The following is a 14,042-nucleotide window of genomic DNA, read 5'->3' on the forward strand; positions in this document are numbered from 1 at the left end:
CCTGTGGGAGCGGGCGTGCCCGCGAATGGCTGCAAAGCAGCCCCTGTAACGACTCAATGCCCGACGTAGACGGTCAGTGTCTGGCCTGGCTTGAGGGCGTGGCCGCTGCGTGGGTTCCAGCGCTTGAGGTGCTTCATTTCCACATTGAAGCGCTTGGCCACCAGGTACAGGGAGTCGCCCTTGCGCACCTTGTATTTGGTGGAGCGCTTTCCGGATGCTGCGACCCGGTTGCCGGCGGCGCTCGGAGCACTGCCACCACGCAGGGCCAGAACCTGGCCAGCGCGCAGACTGTTGCCGGACAAGCGGTTCCAGCGCTTGATGTCCTTGACCGATACGCGGTTGGCCCTGGCGATGACGCTCAGGTTATCGCCACGCTTGACCCGGTAGCTGCGTGCCGCCACCGGTGCCTTGGCTTCAGCCACAGCCCTGGCAAACGCTGCTTTCGGTGGTTGCAGGCTGACCAGCTGCTCGGGGTTGAGGTTGGACAGGCTGGCACTGAGCAACTGCGCCTTGGCGGTGGGCACCAGCAGCTGTTTCGGGCCATCGACAGTCATGCGCTTCTTGAATGCCGGGTTGAGCTGGATCAGCTCGTCCTCGTCGATGTTGGCGAAGGCCGCGACCCGGGTAAGGTCCAGGCGATCTTTGATCGCCACCGCTTCGAAGTACGGTTCGTTGGCGATCGGGGTGAGATTGATGCCATAGGCTTCTGGCGTGGACACCACCTGCGACAGCGCCAGCAACTTGGGCACGTAGTCGCGGGTTTCCTGTGGCAGCGGCAGGTTCCAGTAGTCGGTCGGCAGGCCGAGCTTTTCGTTGCGCTCGATGGCTCGGCTGACGGTGCCTTCGCCGGCATTGTAGGCCGCCAGGGCCAACAGCCAGTCGCCGTTGAACATGTCGTGCAGGCGGGTCAGGTAATCCAGCGCGGCGTTGGTCGACGCGGTGACATCGCGGCGGCCGTCATAGAAATTGGTCTGGCGCAGGTTGAAGTGACGACCGGTAGCCGGCATGAACTGCCACATGCCGGCAGCGCTGGCGCGTGAGTAGGCCATGGGGTTGTAGGCGCTTTCGATGGCGGGCAGCAGGGCCAGCTCCAGCGGCATGTCGCGTTCTTCAAGGCGTTCGACGATGTAGTGCAGGTAGAGGCTGCCACGTTCCCCGGCGCTCTCTATGAAGGACGGGTTGCTGGCGAACCACAAACGCTGCTGCTCGATGCGCGGGTTGACATCGATGCTGTCCTGCAGGGCGAAGCCCTGGCGCATGCGCTCCCAGACATCCTGCGGTGCCTGCTCGGCCGGCTTGACCAGCAGCGGGGAAGGTTTGTGCTTGATCCGCGCCTGGTAGTTGTGCGCGCGAACGCTATCGGATTCGTCGAGCTGACGGGTGCTCTGGCAGCCCACCAGCGTGGCTGCCAAGGCCAGCGCACTGATTTGGGCCAGGCGCGTCAGGGCGACGGAATGAGAGGTTCTGCGGCTACGGGAAGACATCGGCTGACACAGGTATCCGGGCGAAAAATTTCGGCGATTCTAGAAACCGCTCCGGCCCCGGTCAACCTTTGACCCTCACTTGCGATATATCTTGCGGTTATCAGAAGCTGTCCTTCCAAGACCTCAAGGCAGCAAAAACAGCGACATGCGAGGTGTTTGAATGTCCCTTCCATTCGTCTGCTTTTTGTTTAACTAATGTTTCAGAGGTGCGCAGAAAGGGGTTGGTCAGGCGCTCCAGGCCAATCGTTGAGGGCAGGCTGATGCGATTTTCGGCGCGTAAACGGGTAACGTCCTCAAACCGTTGCTGAACGTGCGGATTGCTCGGCTCTACAGCTTTGGCGAAGCGCAGGTTGCTGAGGGTGTATTCGTGGGCGCAGTACACTTCTGTCTGCGCTGGCAGGGCCGCCAGGCGGGCGAGGGCGGGCTGCATCTGTTCGGGTGTACCCTCGAACATGCGTCCGCAACCGGCGGCGAACAGGGTGTCGCCACTGAACAGGACGGGCGTTGCTGGCTGGTCGCTGAAGAAGGCGATATGCCCCAGGGTGTGGCCGGGTACTGCCAGTACCTGGAATGTCACACCCAGCACGTCGACCCTGTCGCCTTCGTCCAGTGCCAGGTCGCGGCCGGGAATGCGCTCGTTGGCCGGGCCACAGACCCGTGCACCGGTCAATTGCCTGAGCCGTTCCACCCCGCCGACGTGGTCATTGTGGTGGTGGGTGACGAGGATGTCGCTCAGCACCCACTCGGGGTTGGCAGCCAGCCAGCGTTCCACCGGGCCGGCATCGCCCGGGTCGACCACCGCACAACGGCGTTTGGCAGTATCCTGTAACAACCAGATGTAGTTGTCGGAGAAAGCGGGGAGAGCATCGATCTGTATCATGGTGCGGATCCGATTCGCCTAGCGTGGCACATGAGGGCATCTTAGCCGCGATGGCGCGGTGGGAGAACCTTCGAGGGAGAGCGCAATGACCGACCAAGCCTTTGCTCAGGCCGACCCGGACTGGGTCGAGCTGATCAGCCTGGCCCGTGAGTGGTTCAATGGCCCACTCGGCCAACTGATGCTCATGGAGGAGGACAAACTGCTGGAAGAAGAGCTCGGGCGCTTCTTTGGCGGTTATCTCGTACATTACGGGCCTTGCGCCGAGCCACCGCCCAGAGCCCCCCAGGTGCAGCGTAACGTGCGCCTTGGTGCGCCGTTGCCGGGGGTGGAGATTGTCTGCGAAGAGCAGGCCTGGCCGTTGAGCGAGCACGCTGCCGATGTGGTGGTGCTGCAGCATGGGCTGGACTTCTGTCTGTCGCCCCATGGCCTGCTGCGCGAGGCCGCCAGTGCCGTGCGCCCGGGCGGGCACCTGCTGATCGTGGGGATCAACCCGTGGAGCAGCTGGGGCATGCGCCATTTCTTCAGTCACGATGCTCTGCGCAAGGCGCGCTGCATCTCGCCGTCACGGGTGGGCGACTGGCTCAACCTGCTGGGCTTCGCGCTGGAGAAACGCCGCTTCGGGTGCTATCGTCCGCCGCTTGCCTCACCGGCCTGGCAGCAACGCCTTGAAGGCTGGGAACGACTGGCCGGCGGCTGGCAGGGCTTCGGTGGCGGGGTGTACCTGCTGGTGGCGCGCAAGATGGTGGTGGGCCTGCGGCCATTGCGGCCGGAACGCCGCGAGCCAATGGGCAAGCTGCTGCCGCTGCCACTGGCGAAAGTCAACCGCACCGCAGCCAACCCCGAAACTGACAAGCACTGAATTCAAGAGTGGTACATGAGCGATAGCGTCGAGATGTTTACTGATGGTGCCTGCAAGGGCAACCCTGGCCCGGGTGGCTGGGGCGTGCTGATGATCTACAAGGGCGTCGAGAAGGAACTATGGGGCGGCGAGCGTGAGACCACCAACAACCGCATGGAGCTGATGGCCGCGATCCAGGGCCTGATGTCGCTCAAGCGTGAATGCGAGGTGGTACTGACCACCGACTCGCAGTACGTGATGAAGGGCATCAACGAGTGGATGGTCAACTGGAAGAAGCGCGGCTGGAAGACGGCGGCCAAAGAGCCGGTGAAGAATGCCGACCTGTGGCAGCAGCTCGATGAGCAGGTCAACCGCCACAAGGTGACCTGGAAGTGGGTGCGCGGCCATATCGGCCACCCCGGCAACGAACGCGCCGACCAGCTGGCCAACCGTGGGGTCGATGAGGTGCGCGCCCAGCGTTGAGCTGGGGTACAATCGCGGCCTTTGTAACGGATGCAAGTTGGAGCGCCCGCGTGGAGCAGCAGCAAGATAAACGGTTCGTCATTCTCGATACCGAAACCACGGGTATGCCGGTTGGCGAAGGCCACCGGATCATCGAGATCGGCTGTGTCGAGGTCATCGGCCGGCGCCTGACCGGGCGGCACTTCCACGTCTACCTGCAGCCCGACCGCGAGAGTGACGAGGGCGCGATCAACGTTCACGGCATCACGGATGCCTTCCTGGTTGGCAAGCCACGCTTTGGCGATGTTGCCGAAGAGTTCTTCGACTTCATCCAGGGTGCCACGCTGGTCATCCACAACGCGGCGTTCGACGTTGGCTTCATCAACAACGAATTCGCCTTGCTGGGCCAGCAGGACCGCGCTGACATTTCGCAGCACTGCACTATTCTGGATACCCTGCTGCTGGCACGTTCGCGCCACCCAGGGCAGCGCAACAGCCTGGATGCGCTGTGCAAACGCTACGACATCGATAACTCGGGCCGTGAGCTGCACGGCGCACTGCTCGACTCGGAACTGCTGGCAGACGTTTACCTGGCCATGACCGGTGGCCAGACCAGTTTGTCGCTGGCTGGCCATGGTGCAGATGCAGATGATGACGGGCAGGGGGTTGGCGGCAGCGAGATTCGCCGGATTGTCGGGCGTACCCCGGGGCGGGTGATCATGGCCAGCGCCGAGGAGCTGGAGGCGCATGCCGAGCGTCTGGCAGCGGTTGCCAAATCGGCAGGTGGGCCTTCGCTGTGGCAGGCCCTGACCGAGATACCTGCGGGTTGAGGCGCTGGGCTTGCCGTGGGTTGTGGGGTGTTGCTGAGATCGAGCGCCGCCCGCGCGGCGCATCGCGAGCTGCGCTCGCTCCTACGTTTGTTTCGGGCCAGTAACGCCTGTGACAGGCGCGCGCGACCGCCTTGCTCGTACGACGCGATATCGAGCCATGCACCAGGGCGTTCGCGCGAATATCCCATAGGAATAATTGGCCAGTAATGCCTGTGACAGGCGCGCGCGACCGCCTTGCTCGTACGACGCGATATCGAGCCATGCACCAGGGCGTTCGCGCGAATATCCCATAGGAATAATTGGCCAGTAACGCCTGTGCAGGCGCGCGCGACCGCCTTGCTCGTACGACGCGATATCGAGCCATGCACCAGGGCGTTCGCGCGAATATCCCACAGGAATAATTGGCCAGTAACGCCTGTGACAGGCGCGCGCGACCGCCTTGCTCGTACGACGCGATATCGAGCCATGCACCAGGGCGTTCGCGCGCAAATCCCCCAGGAATAATTGGCCCGAAACAAACGTAGGAGCGAGCGCAGCTCGCGATGCGCCGCGCGGGCGGCGCTCGATCTCAGCAACACCCAACACTCAAGGCAGGCACGTCAACTACCCTGAAATGGACGCCATGTCCTTCGGAGGTAGCCGCCTGATGTACAAGGACCTCAAGTTCCCGATCCTCATCGTCCACCGCGCCATCAAGGCCGACAATGTTGCCGGCGAGCGCGTGCGGGGCATCGCCGAGGAACTGCGCCAGGATGGCTTTGCCATTCTCGCCGCAGCTGACCACGCCGAAGCACGCCTGGTCGCCGCCACCCACCACGGCCTGGCCTGCATGCTGATTGCTGCCGAGGGCGTTGGCGAGAACACCCATTTGTTGCAGAACATGGCCGAGCTGATCCGCCTGGCCCGTCTGCGCGCCCCCAACCTGCCGATCTTTGCCCTGGGCGAGCAGGTGACCTTGGAAAATGCCCCCGCCGAAGCCATGAGCGAACTCAACCAGTTGCGTGGCATCCTTTACCTGTTCGAAGACACCGTGCCGTTTCTCGCCCGCCAGGTGGCGCGTGCTGCACACACCTACCTCGATGGCCTGCTACCGCCGTTCTTCAAGGCACTGGTGCAGCACACCGCGCAGTCCAACTATTCCTGGCACACCCCGGGCCATGGTGGCGGTGTGGCCTATCATAAAAGCCCGGTAGGCCAAGCCTTTCACCAGTTCTTCGGGGAAAACACCCTGCGCTCGGACCTGTCCGTTTCCGTACCGGAGCTGGGTTCGCTGCTCGACCACACAGGCCCACTGGCCGAAGCCGAGGCCAGGGCGGCGCGCAACTTCGGTGCCGACCATACCTTCTTCGTCATCAATGGCACCTCCACGGCCAACAAGATTGTCTGGCACGCCATGGTCGGCCGTGACGACCTGGTACTGGTGGATCGCAATTGTCACAAGTCGGTAGTGCACGCGATCATCATGACGGGGGCCATCCCGCTGTACCTGTGCCCGGAGCGCAACGAACTGGGCATCATCGGGCCGATCCCGCTCAGCGAGTTCAGCCCCGAGGCGATCGCTGCGAAGATCCAGGCCAACCCCCTTGCCCGTGATCGTGGGCAGCGCATCAAGCTGGCGGTCGTGACCAACTCCACCTACGACGGGCTGTGTTACCACGCCGGGCTGATCAAGCAGGCCCTGGGTACCAGTGTCGAGGTGCTGCACTTCGACGAGGCCTGGTTTGCCTATGCCGCATTCCACGACTTCTTCACCGGGCGCTACGCCATGGGCACCGCGTGCGCGGCAGACAGCCCGCTGGTGTTCAGCACCCATTCCACCCACAAGCTGCTGGCGGCGTTCAGCCAGGCCTCAATGATTCATGTGCAGGACGGCGCCAGGCGGCAGCTGGACCGGGACCGTTTCAACGAAGCGTTCATGATGCACATCTCTACCTCGCCGCAATACAGCATTCTCGCCTCGCTGGATGTGGCTTCGACCATGATGGAAGGGCCGGCCGGACGCTCGCTGCTGCAGGAGATGTTCGACGAAGCGTTGAGTTTTCGTCGTGCCCTGGCCAACCTGCGTGAGCACATTGCCGCAGAGGACTGGTGGTTCAGCATCTGGCAGCCGCCTAGCGCCGAGGGCATCCCCCGTCTGGCTGCGCAGGACTGGTTGCTGCAGCCGGGCGCGCAATGGCATGGGTTTGCTGAAGTGGCGGCCGATTATGTGCTGCTCGACCCGTTGAAAGTGACCTTGGTAATGCCGGGGCTGAGCGCAGACGGTGTGCTGGGCGCGCGCGGCATCCCGGCGGCGGTAGTCAGCAAGTTTCTCTGGGAACGCGGGCTGGTGGTGGAAAAAACGGGCCTGTACAGTTTCCTGGTACTGTTTTCCATGGGCATCACCAAGGGCAAGTGGAGCACCCTGCTCACCGAGCTGCTGGAGTTCAAGCGCCACTATGACGGCAACACCCCGCTCAGCAGTTGCCTGCCGAGCGTGGGGGCTGCCGACGCCTTACGCTACCAGGGCATGGGCCTGCGCGACCTGTGCGACCAGTTACATGACTGCTATCGCGCCAATGCCACGGCCAAACAGCTGAAGCGGCTGTTCACCCATTTGCCGGAAGTGGCGGTAAGCCCGGCCCAGGCCTATGACAAAATGGTGCGTGGGGAGGTAGAGGCGGTGCCGATCGAGGCACTGCTGGGGCGTGTGGCAGCGGTAATGCTGGTGCCGTACCCGCCTGGCATCCCGCTGATCATGCCGGGTGAGCGGTTCACCGAGGCGACCCGCTCGATCCTTGACTACCTGGCATTCGCCCGAGCATTCAACCAAGGCTTTCCCGGGTTTGTCGCCGATGTGCACGGCCTGCAGCACGAAGGGGGCCGCTACACCGTGGATTGCATCACGGAATGCGCGTGATCTCGACGCCGGAGCGTGCCAGTTCGAAACGGTTATCACCCAGGTGGTTGACCTTGTCGCCGATGGCCAGGCGATAGGTGGTGATGGGGGCGCCCAGCGTGCTGCCGTCGAGTTGCAGGGTGGACTCCTGAAACTCGTGCACGGGGTAGATGCGGCCTTCGGCGTCACGGGCGTGGAATTGGCCGACCATTACTGCTGCCATTTGGGTGGAAACCTCTGAATTACGTAGGAAATGTATGAAGGCATAGACCGTGAAACAGCCTCGGAAGTTTTCGCCCTGCGGAAAAAAACTTAGGCGCCGGAGAACGGTCATCTATAACTACAACGTCTCTTTACCCCGCAAAGGTTGGAATTGCCATGAGCCAGGTGTATTCGGTAGCAGTTGTCGTCGGTAGCTTGCGCAAGGAGTCCTACAACCGCAAGGTCGCCCGCGCACTTTCGGAGCTGGCGCCGTCCAGCCTTGCCCTGAGAATTGTCGAGATTGGCGACTTGCCGCTGTACAACGAAGATATCGAAGCCGAGGCGCCACCGCAGACCTGGAAGCGTTTTCGCGATGAGATCCGCCGCAGTGATGCGGTGCTGTTCGTCACCCCGGAATACAACCGCTCGGTGCCGGGCTGCCTGAAAAATGCCATCGATGTGGGCTCGCGTCCTTACGGGCAAAGTGCCTGGAGCGGCAAGCCGACGGCGGTGGTGAGTGTGTCGCCGGGGGCTATTGGGGGCTTTGGCGCCAACCATGCGGTGCGCCAGTCGCTGGTGTTTCTCGACATGCCCTGCATGCAGATGCCCGAGGCTTACATTGGCGGCGCGGCGAGCCTGTTCGAGGATTCGGGCAAGCTCAACGACAAGACGCGACCGTTCTTGCAGGCGTTTGTCGACAAGTTTGCTTCATGGGTGAAGTTGAACAGGGCGGTCTGAACCCCGAATCATGCTGTGCAGCGCCCCCCCCGTAGGAGCGGTTTTACCCGCGAATGCGTCATTGAATTTGCCGACGCATTCGCGGGTAAACCCGCTCCTACCCGTCAGCGGAAGCTGTAGGCAACCCCGGCGTATACGCCAAACCCTTCGCCCGGTGTCGAACGGGCATTGTCCTTGCCTGCGTCGTTGTAGGCCGGCGTCACGGTCGCTGCATAGCGCTGGTTGGTCAGGTTGCGCAGATCCAGCCAGGTCTGCCAGTCCTGTTTCGGTGAGTCCCAGCCAACGCGCGCGCCGAGCAAGGCATATTCATCCGCGTGGTAGCTGTTGGCGTAGTCCACTTGCACCTTCGAGGCCATTTGCGTGTTGACCCCGGCATAGAAGCCGCTCGGCCAGTCATAGCGCAGCTCGGCCTGGTAGTAGTGCATGGGGATACCGGGCAGACGGTTGTCGCCAAACCTGTCGTCATCACGGTAGTGGAAGTCGCTGAAGGTGTAGGCCTGGCGCACGCTCAGCTTGCCAGTGCCCGCGCGCTCCCACAGGGTGCTGTCGAGGCCGGCTTCCACGCCTTGGTGCACGGTAGCGCTGGCGTTGAATTCCTTGGCCGGGGCGCCTTGCACGATTTCCACCGCCAGCAATTCATGGCGAACCTGCGAGTAGTACCACGCTAGGTCCCAATGCCCCAATGCCGATTCGCCGCGTGTGCCCAATTCCAGTGTGGTGGCGGTCTGGTTTTGCATTTCGATCGGTTGGTTCGCTGTGGGCGCACTCCAGATCAGGGCCCAGGGATGGGGCGGCTCTACCGAGCGGCTCAGGTTGCCGTACACCTGCAAGTCCGGGCGGATGTCGTAGCGCAGCCCCAGGCGGGGTGCATAGTCCCAGTCATGCATGCTCACCTTGCCGCCTTCAGCGGGGTAGGTCACGTCACTTTCGCGGCGTGTGTAGATCATGGCCAGGCCGGTGCTCAGCCACAGGTTGGGGACCAGTTCCAGATCGTTGCCAACATGCAGCACGGTGTCCGAGCCCTGGTAGGTGAAGTCGCGGGTGCGCTCGCCGAACACATCGCCATTGCGAGTAAATTGCGAAGCGCCGCTGTTGGGCAGGTGCTTGGTGGTACGCCAACCGACGGTGGTCTTGCTCTCGCGCCCGAACAGTGTGTCGCGGCGGAAATAGTTCAGCGTACCGCTGACATCGGTATAGGCGACCTTCAGGCGCATGGGGCCTTCGCGCAGGTCCATCGGGTAGTCGTGATAGACCAGGCCGGCTTCCAGGCGCGCCTCGTCGTCGAGGTAGAAGGTGGTCTTGTTGCCCACCCAGGTGCTGCCTGGCTGCGGGCGGCTGTCGTCGCGGGCCAGATAAGAGGGGTTGGCCGCGCGCGGGTGGTGCTTGATCTGGTCTTTGGTGAGGCGCCCGGGCAGTTCGTTTTCAGTTTCCCGGTAGCGCAGGTAGAAGCGGGTTTCCAGGTTGGGGTTGAAGCGGTAACCGACATTGGCGGCAATGCCCTTGGCGCTGCCACTGCTGTGCGCCTGGTAGCCGTCGTATTCCGAATCGGTCAGGGCCACGTAATAGTCGAGATCGCCCAGCACCTGGCCCGAACTGATGTGCCGATGCTGGTAGCCGCGGCTACCGACCTCGTAGCGTACTTGCAGTGCAGGCGCGTTGTAGCCGGTGTGGGTGACGTAGTTGATGGCACCGCCCAAGGCCAGGGAGCCTTGGTCAAAGCCATTGGCGCCACGCAGCACTTCGGCACGGCTCAGCCACAGCGGTTCGAACAACTCGTAAGGCGTGCCGCCCGGGCCGGTCAGCGGCAGGCCGTCGAACATCGTGTATACGCCAGAACCGTGCGCCCCCGGTGCACGGTTGATGCCCGAGCCGCGTATCGACAACTTGATGCCATCGTTGCCTGCCGATTGGGCGAACACCCCAGGTTGGTAGGCCAGCACGTCCTGGTTGCTGGCCACGCGACCTTGCCCCACGCGCTGCATGTCTACCAGGTTGCTGGCTCCCGGTACTTCACGCAGGCGCTCGCCGGCAGCCGTCAGCTCGTTCTGCTCCTCATCGGTGATCAGCACCCGGCCCAATTCGACCGCGGATGCCCCCAGCGCGGGCTGGGTGGCAGTCAGGGCCGCCAGCAGAGCGAGGCGGGATGAGAGGGGTAAATCGGAACGCATTGTACGACTCCAGGCGAAAGGCGAATGGACAACGGCGTTGAGACGAGCGAAATGCGGCTTGGAGCACGCAGAAAGTCGGCAAATCGTGCGCATCCTTCGTCACGCGGTCTTGTATGAAAGTTCTTTACAAACCCCGGCGGTGGAGGCGGGTGGCCTGCGCTTCGTAAGGTGACTGCAGGTAGGCAGTGATGCCCCGCTCAATCACCCGTGGAGTTCAAACATGACTGACAACGCTCGACACTTGCAGCAACCCTTGGCGGACGCCCCGGTTCGTCTAACGCCACGTGAACAGCAAGTGCTGTTGTGGTGTGCTTATGGCAAGAGCTCTTGGGAGATCGGCCAGATCCTTGAATGCAAGGAGTCGACGGTGAATTTTCACGTGTCCAACATCCTGCGCAAATTTGAAGTGCCTACCCGGGTGGCCGCTGTGATCAAGGCCATTCGCTACGGCATGCTGGCCGAGCAGTAAGGGGGTAGCGCATGAGCAACGATCCTCGGCTACCGCGCTTTGCCGATTGCCATGACCCGTTCTGGCCGCGGGTGGATTTGTGCAGGTTGCGGGAGCACCTGCAACTGCCGCGGTCTGTCAGTGAAGCTGCTTTGGAAGTGGCCGCGCGCTGCGCTGCTATCGAGGCAGCACGCGAATTCGCCCGCTGGCGGTCAGTACTGCGAGAGCGGGGTTACAAGCGCCTCGATGATGTAGCCGGGCATGATCATGGGCGTGCCTTGCGGGTGTGCTACATCCGTTTTGTCGAAGCGGCGGTCATGTATAGCCTGGGTTCAACCACCTGCCTGCCTGTTCCGCGCGGAGGGCAGGCCCATGCCTGAGGTATCTGTTTTCGACAGCCTGGCCCCAGCATTGGTGGCGTTCCTGGGTGTGGATGGCGATGTGCTGTTCGCCGCGCTACTGGGAGCATTGTTGGTGAGCGCGGCACGCGATCGATTGATCACGAGTGAGGCCAGGCGCCTGACACTGGCCAAGAAACTGCTGCTGCTATTCGTGACCGTGGGCGTGGGCCATTTGTTCGAGCCACTGGTTTCGTCATTGGTGCCTTTGCTGAGCCGGGGCATGGCGGCATTCGTGGCCGCTGTGGTGGTGATCCCCATCAGCCTCAAGGTCATGGTCTGGCTGGATACACTCGACCCACGCGAACTTATCCAGCGCTGGCGCCGTCGAGGTTAGCCACTGGCTGCGCCGCCGAGCTCACTCAGTTGCTGTTCCAACTGCTGGATGCGCTGCTTGTCCTTGATGAGCAGCAGGATGGCCTGACGATCGCAGGGCGAGAGCGTGCGTAGCCGTTCGAGCATATCGCACTCCCAGCCCGCATCACTTGGGGCGGCGGCGTTGTGCTCGGCTTGGCCCAGCAATAGCCAGTCCAGTGAGCATGCATACTTTTTGGCAATGTCTATGCAAAGTGAGTAAGGAATGCTTTCGCGAACCTTCCAGCTGCTCAGCGTTTGCGGGCTGACCGACAGTGCACGTGACAACTCGGCATCAGTTTGTGCATCAGTGAGAAGCTTAAGGCGCGTGAGCACCGCAGCAAGTCCGTGAGTACTCATAACAAATATCCATGACTGGTTTAATGATATTCCATGGGCTTAAACTACTCGTTATGAATACAGCCCTGCGTTTTAAGGAGCACTTCTGCAGTGAGAACCACCAAATTGAAGAATACACCCACAGTTGCAGCCAATACTGACACACAGGCTAGCCTGAGCAATGCTAGCAGGTACTTGCCGTGAGTACTTACAAGCTGGTTTGCCCGCATTGCCACAGCCGGATGCGTATACGTACTAGCGAAGGGCGCCATATTTTCCTGCGAATCGCTTATTTGCAATGCACCACCGAGGCGTGTGGATGGTCAGTACGCGCTGAATTCGAAATGACCCATGAACTTTCTCCCAGCGGCATGCCCAACCCGGAAGTGTACCTGCCTTCGGCCAATGGTGATTTGCGCAAGGCCGCTTTGCCGGGTGCAGGCCAAGGCAGCCCGAGTGAGTGAGGCACCATTGGGAACAGGTAACAAAAGGTGCAGATAAAAAAACACCCCGCCTAGGCGGGGTGTTTTCTGTTATTGGGGCTGCCGGGGTGATCAACCGATCAGTTGCAGGCCCGCTTGCTGAACCAGGTCCAGCAGGGGTTGCGGGTACACGCCAAGTACGAAAGCGAGAATGGCGATAGCCAGCAGCATGACGCCGCCGGTGCGTTGTTCCCACTTCAGCGGGGCGTCGTGACGGCGCAGGTTCGGCTCGACCAGGTACAGGGTAACCATGACGCGCAGGTAGTAGTACACGCCGATGGCGCTACCGATCACCAGCGCACCGACCAACCACCACAGGTGCGATTCGACGCCGGTAGCGATGATGTAGAACTTGCCGATGAAGCCGGCGGTCAGCGGGATACCCGCCAGCGACAGCATCATCACGGTCAGTACCGCGGTCAGGTACGGGCGGCGCCAGAACAGGCCACGGTACTCGTACAGTGCATCGGCGTCGCGGCCGCCGTATGGCGAGGACATCAGGGTGATGACGCCGAAGGCGCCCAGGCTGGTGATCACGTAGGTGACCAGGTACACGCCCATGGCTTCCAGGGCCAGGCCCTTGCTGGCGACCAACGCGATGACCAGATAACCGAAGTGGGCGATGGACGAGTAACCCAGCAGACGCTTGAGGTTGCTCTGGGTCAGCGCCAGCAGGTTACCAATCAGGATCGAGGCTACGGCAATCACCGCCAGTACAGTGCTGAGCACGCCGCTGCTGGCAGCAGGGGAGAGCATGAACAGGCGTACGACAACGGCGAATACTGCGACCTTGCTGGCGGTTGCCAGGAACGCGGCGACCGGCGCCGGAGCGCCTTCGTACACGTCCGGGGTCCACAGATGGAACGGTACCAGCGACAGCTTGAAGGCCAGGCCGACCAGCATCATGCCCAGGCCCAGCTGGGCCACCAGGCTTGGCATGCTGGTGGTAGCCAGGGCCATGCCGATCTGGTCGAAGCTCAGGCTGCCGGCGTCGGCGTACAGCAGGGCCATGCCGAACAGCAGGAAAGCCGAGCCTGCGGCCGACAGCACCATGTACTTGATACCGGCTTCCAGCGATCGCTTGTTGAAGAAGGCATACGCCACCAAGCCGTAAACCGGTACCGACAGCAGCTCCAGGCCGATGAACAGGCCCGCCAGGTGGTTGGCGCTGACCAGCACCAGGCCACCGAGGGCCGACATCAGCAGCAACAGGTACAGTTCTTCACGGTTGCCCGGGAAACCCTTGGAGCCTTCGCCGAGGTAGGCGTGGGCGAGGGTGACGCAGGCCAGTGTCGCTATGAGGATGATCGCCATGTACAGGCAGGCGAACTTGTCGATGGTGATCAGCGAGGTGACCGCCAGCGGCGCGACCTTCAGCGCCGGCAAGATCGACAGCAGGGCCAGGTTCAGCCCCACGGTGGACAGCAGGAAGGTCTGCGAGTGGTTGCGCTTCCAGGCGATCGCCAGCATCACCACCACCGTGGTGATGGTGGTGATCAGCATCGGCGCCAATGCGATGAAGTGTTGAGTGGTGAATTCCATAGC

Annotated in this window: 15 protein-coding genes; 9 read left to right on the forward strand and 6 right to left on the reverse strand. The window is 62.2% G+C overall.

All coding sequences use genetic code 11. The features are described from left to right. Positions 1 to 53 precede the first annotated feature (53 nt). Positions 54 to 1,484: a lytic transglycosylase domain-containing protein gene (locus ACE4QZ_RS10695; RefSeq protein WP_021783277.1), complete on the reverse strand. Its 1,431-nt coding sequence runs from the start codon at positions 1,482 to 1,484 to the stop codon at positions 54 to 56. A gap of 100 nt (positions 1,485 to 1,584) precedes the next feature. After that, positions 1,585 to 2,364 (reverse strand): hydroxyacylglutathione hydrolase, encoded by a 780-nt coding sequence (gene gloB, locus ACE4QZ_RS10700; protein ID WP_084852343.1) that lies wholly within the window; start codon positions 2,362 to 2,364, stop codon positions 1,585 to 1,587. Positions 2,365 to 2,449: 85 nt separating this feature from the next. On the opposite strand from gloB, the gene ACE4QZ_RS10705 reads away from it, so the two are divergent. The 4 genes from ACE4QZ_RS10705 to ACE4QZ_RS10720 all read left to right on the forward strand — a co-directional run bounded on the left by ACE4QZ_RS10705 (position 2,450) and on the right by ACE4QZ_RS10720 (position 7,390). Then, complete coding sequence (locus ACE4QZ_RS10705; RefSeq protein ID WP_021783275.1) at positions 2,450 to 3,223, forward strand: class I SAM-dependent methyltransferase; 774 nt, start codon at positions 2,450 to 2,452, stop codon at positions 3,221 to 3,223. A gap of 15 nt (positions 3,224 to 3,238) precedes the next feature. Then, positions 3,239 to 3,685 (forward strand): ribonuclease HI, encoded by a 447-nt coding sequence (rnhA, locus tag ACE4QZ_RS10710; RefSeq protein ID WP_003251460.1) that lies wholly within the window; start codon positions 3,239 to 3,241, stop codon positions 3,683 to 3,685. A gap of 50 nt (positions 3,686 to 3,735) precedes the next feature. Continuing rightward, positions 3,736 to 4,494, forward strand: coding sequence for a DNA polymerase III subunit epsilon (gene dnaQ / locus ACE4QZ_RS10715; RefSeq protein ID WP_274102970.1), 759 nt, complete (start codon positions 3,736 to 3,738; stop codon positions 4,492 to 4,494). A gap of 646 nt (positions 4,495 to 5,140) precedes the next feature. Next, on the forward strand, positions 5,141 to 7,390 hold the full coding sequence (locus ACE4QZ_RS10720) for an Orn/Lys/Arg decarboxylase N-terminal domain-containing protein (protein WP_031322297.1): 2,250 nt from the start codon (positions 5,141 to 5,143) through the stop codon (positions 7,388 to 7,390). Here ACE4QZ_RS10720 and ACE4QZ_RS10725 read toward each other — a convergent pair. Then, entirely contained in the window at positions 7,374 to 7,592 is a 219-nt protein-coding gene (locus tag ACE4QZ_RS10725) for a hypothetical protein (protein WP_003251457.1), read from the reverse strand. The genes ACE4QZ_RS10720 and ACE4QZ_RS10725 overlap by 17 nt on opposite strands. A gap of 155 nt (positions 7,593 to 7,747) precedes the next feature. Between ACE4QZ_RS10725 and chrR the strand changes: the two genes are divergently transcribed. Then, positions 7,748 to 8,308, forward strand: coding sequence for a class I chromate reductase ChrR (gene chrR / locus ACE4QZ_RS10730; RefSeq protein WP_274119092.1), 561 nt, complete (start codon positions 7,748 to 7,750; stop codon positions 8,306 to 8,308). A 104-nt stretch (positions 8,309 to 8,412) separates the two neighbouring features. Here the strand turns inward: chrR and ACE4QZ_RS10735 are convergent, their stop codons facing one another. Next, positions 8,413 to 10,476, reverse strand: coding sequence for a TonB-dependent receptor family protein (locus ACE4QZ_RS10735; protein ID WP_279934793.1), 2,064 nt, complete (start codon positions 10,474 to 10,476; stop codon positions 8,413 to 8,415). A gap of 220 nt (positions 10,477 to 10,696) precedes the next feature. Here ACE4QZ_RS10735 and ACE4QZ_RS10740 point away from each other — a divergent pair, with 220 nt between their 5' ends. From ACE4QZ_RS10740 to ACE4QZ_RS10750, 3 genes are read left to right on the forward strand one after another with little or no spacing between them, the layout of a single operon-like run. Continuing rightward, the gene (locus ACE4QZ_RS10740) at positions 10,697 to 10,945 is read left to right on the forward strand and encodes a helix-turn-helix domain-containing protein (RefSeq protein ID WP_103469853.1); all 249 of its coding nucleotides are present in this window, start codon (positions 10,697 to 10,699) and stop codon (positions 10,943 to 10,945) included. 11 nt (positions 10,946 to 10,956) lie between these two features. Next, on the forward strand, positions 10,957 to 11,304 hold the full coding sequence (locus ACE4QZ_RS10745; RefSeq protein WP_021783229.1) for a head completion/stabilization protein: 348 nt from the start codon (positions 10,957 to 10,959) through the stop codon (positions 11,302 to 11,304). Then, the gene (locus tag ACE4QZ_RS10750; RefSeq protein WP_021783228.1) at positions 11,297 to 11,659 is read left to right on the forward strand and encodes a hypothetical protein; all 363 of its coding nucleotides are present in this window, start codon (positions 11,297 to 11,299) and stop codon (positions 11,657 to 11,659) included. Before ACE4QZ_RS10745 ends, ACE4QZ_RS10750 begins: the two co-directional genes overlap by 8 nt. Here the strand turns inward: ACE4QZ_RS10750 and ACE4QZ_RS10755 are convergent. Next, positions 11,656 to 12,036, reverse strand: a complete 381-nt coding sequence (locus ACE4QZ_RS10755; protein ID WP_021783227.1) for a helix-turn-helix domain-containing protein — start codon at positions 12,034 to 12,036, stop codon at positions 11,656 to 11,658. The genes ACE4QZ_RS10750 and ACE4QZ_RS10755 overlap by 4 nt on opposite strands. Positions 12,037 to 12,215: 179 nt before the next feature. Here ACE4QZ_RS10755 and ACE4QZ_RS10760 point away from each other — a divergent pair, with 179 nt between their 5' ends. Then, on the forward strand, positions 12,216 to 12,479 hold the full coding sequence (locus ACE4QZ_RS10760) for an ogr/Delta-like zinc finger family protein (RefSeq protein ID WP_010954906.1): 264 nt from the start codon (positions 12,216 to 12,218) through the stop codon (positions 12,477 to 12,479). A gap of 90 nt (positions 12,480 to 12,569) precedes the next feature. On the opposite strand, the gene nuoN is transcribed toward ACE4QZ_RS10760, so the two are convergent. After that, complete coding sequence (nuoN, locus tag ACE4QZ_RS10765; RefSeq protein WP_279934798.1) at positions 12,570 to 14,039, reverse strand: NADH-quinone oxidoreductase subunit NuoN; 1,470 nt, start codon at positions 14,037 to 14,039, stop codon at positions 12,570 to 12,572. Positions 14,040 to 14,042 lie beyond the last annotated feature (3 nt).

The sequence above is a fragment of the Pseudomonas sp. DCA-1 genome, assembly GCF_046523955.1.
Classification (GTDB): Bacteria; Pseudomonadota; Gammaproteobacteria; order Pseudomonadales; family Pseudomonadaceae; genus Aquipseudomonas; species Aquipseudomonas putida_Y.

Coding starts and splice junctions, on each gene's coding strand:
- ACE4QZ_RS10695 (WP_021783277.1), bottom strand. CDS start 1,484: ATGTCTTCCCGTAGCCGCAGAACCTCTCATTCCGTCGCCCTGACGCGC.
- gloB (WP_084852343.1), bottom strand. CDS start 2,364: ATGATACAGATCGATGCTCTCCCCGCTTTCTCCGACAACTACATCTGG.
- ACE4QZ_RS10705 (WP_021783275.1), top strand. CDS start 2,450: ATGACCGACCAAGCCTTTGCTCAGGCCGACCCGGACTGGGTCGAGCTG.
- rnhA (WP_003251460.1), top strand. CDS start 3,239: ATGAGCGATAGCGTCGAGATGTTTACTGATGGTGCCTGCAAGGGCAAC.
- ACE4QZ_RS10720 (WP_031322297.1), top strand. CDS start 5,141: ATGTACAAGGACCTCAAGTTCCCGATCCTCATCGTCCACCGCGCCATC.
- ACE4QZ_RS10725 (WP_003251457.1), bottom strand. CDS start 7,592: ATGGCAGCAGTAATGGTCGGCCAATTCCACGCCCGTGACGCCGAAGGC.
- chrR (WP_274119092.1), top strand. CDS start 7,748: ATGAGCCAGGTGTATTCGGTAGCAGTTGTCGTCGGTAGCTTGCGCAAG.
- ACE4QZ_RS10735 (WP_279934793.1), bottom strand. CDS start 10,476: ATGCGTTCCGATTTACCCCTCTCATCCCGCCTCGCTCTGCTGGCGGCC.
- ACE4QZ_RS10740 (WP_103469853.1), top strand. CDS start 10,697: ATGACTGACAACGCTCGACACTTGCAGCAACCCTTGGCGGACGCCCCG.
- ACE4QZ_RS10745 (WP_021783229.1), top strand. CDS start 10,957: ATGAGCAACGATCCTCGGCTACCGCGCTTTGCCGATTGCCATGACCCG.
- ACE4QZ_RS10750 (WP_021783228.1), top strand. CDS start 11,297: ATGCCTGAGGTATCTGTTTTCGACAGCCTGGCCCCAGCATTGGTGGCG.
- ACE4QZ_RS10755 (WP_021783227.1), bottom strand. CDS start 12,036: ATGAGTACTCACGGACTTGCTGCGGTGCTCACGCGCCTTAAGCTTCTC.
- nuoN (WP_279934798.1), bottom strand. CDS start 14,039: ATGGAATTCACCACTCAACACTTCATCGCATTGGCGCCGATGCTGATC.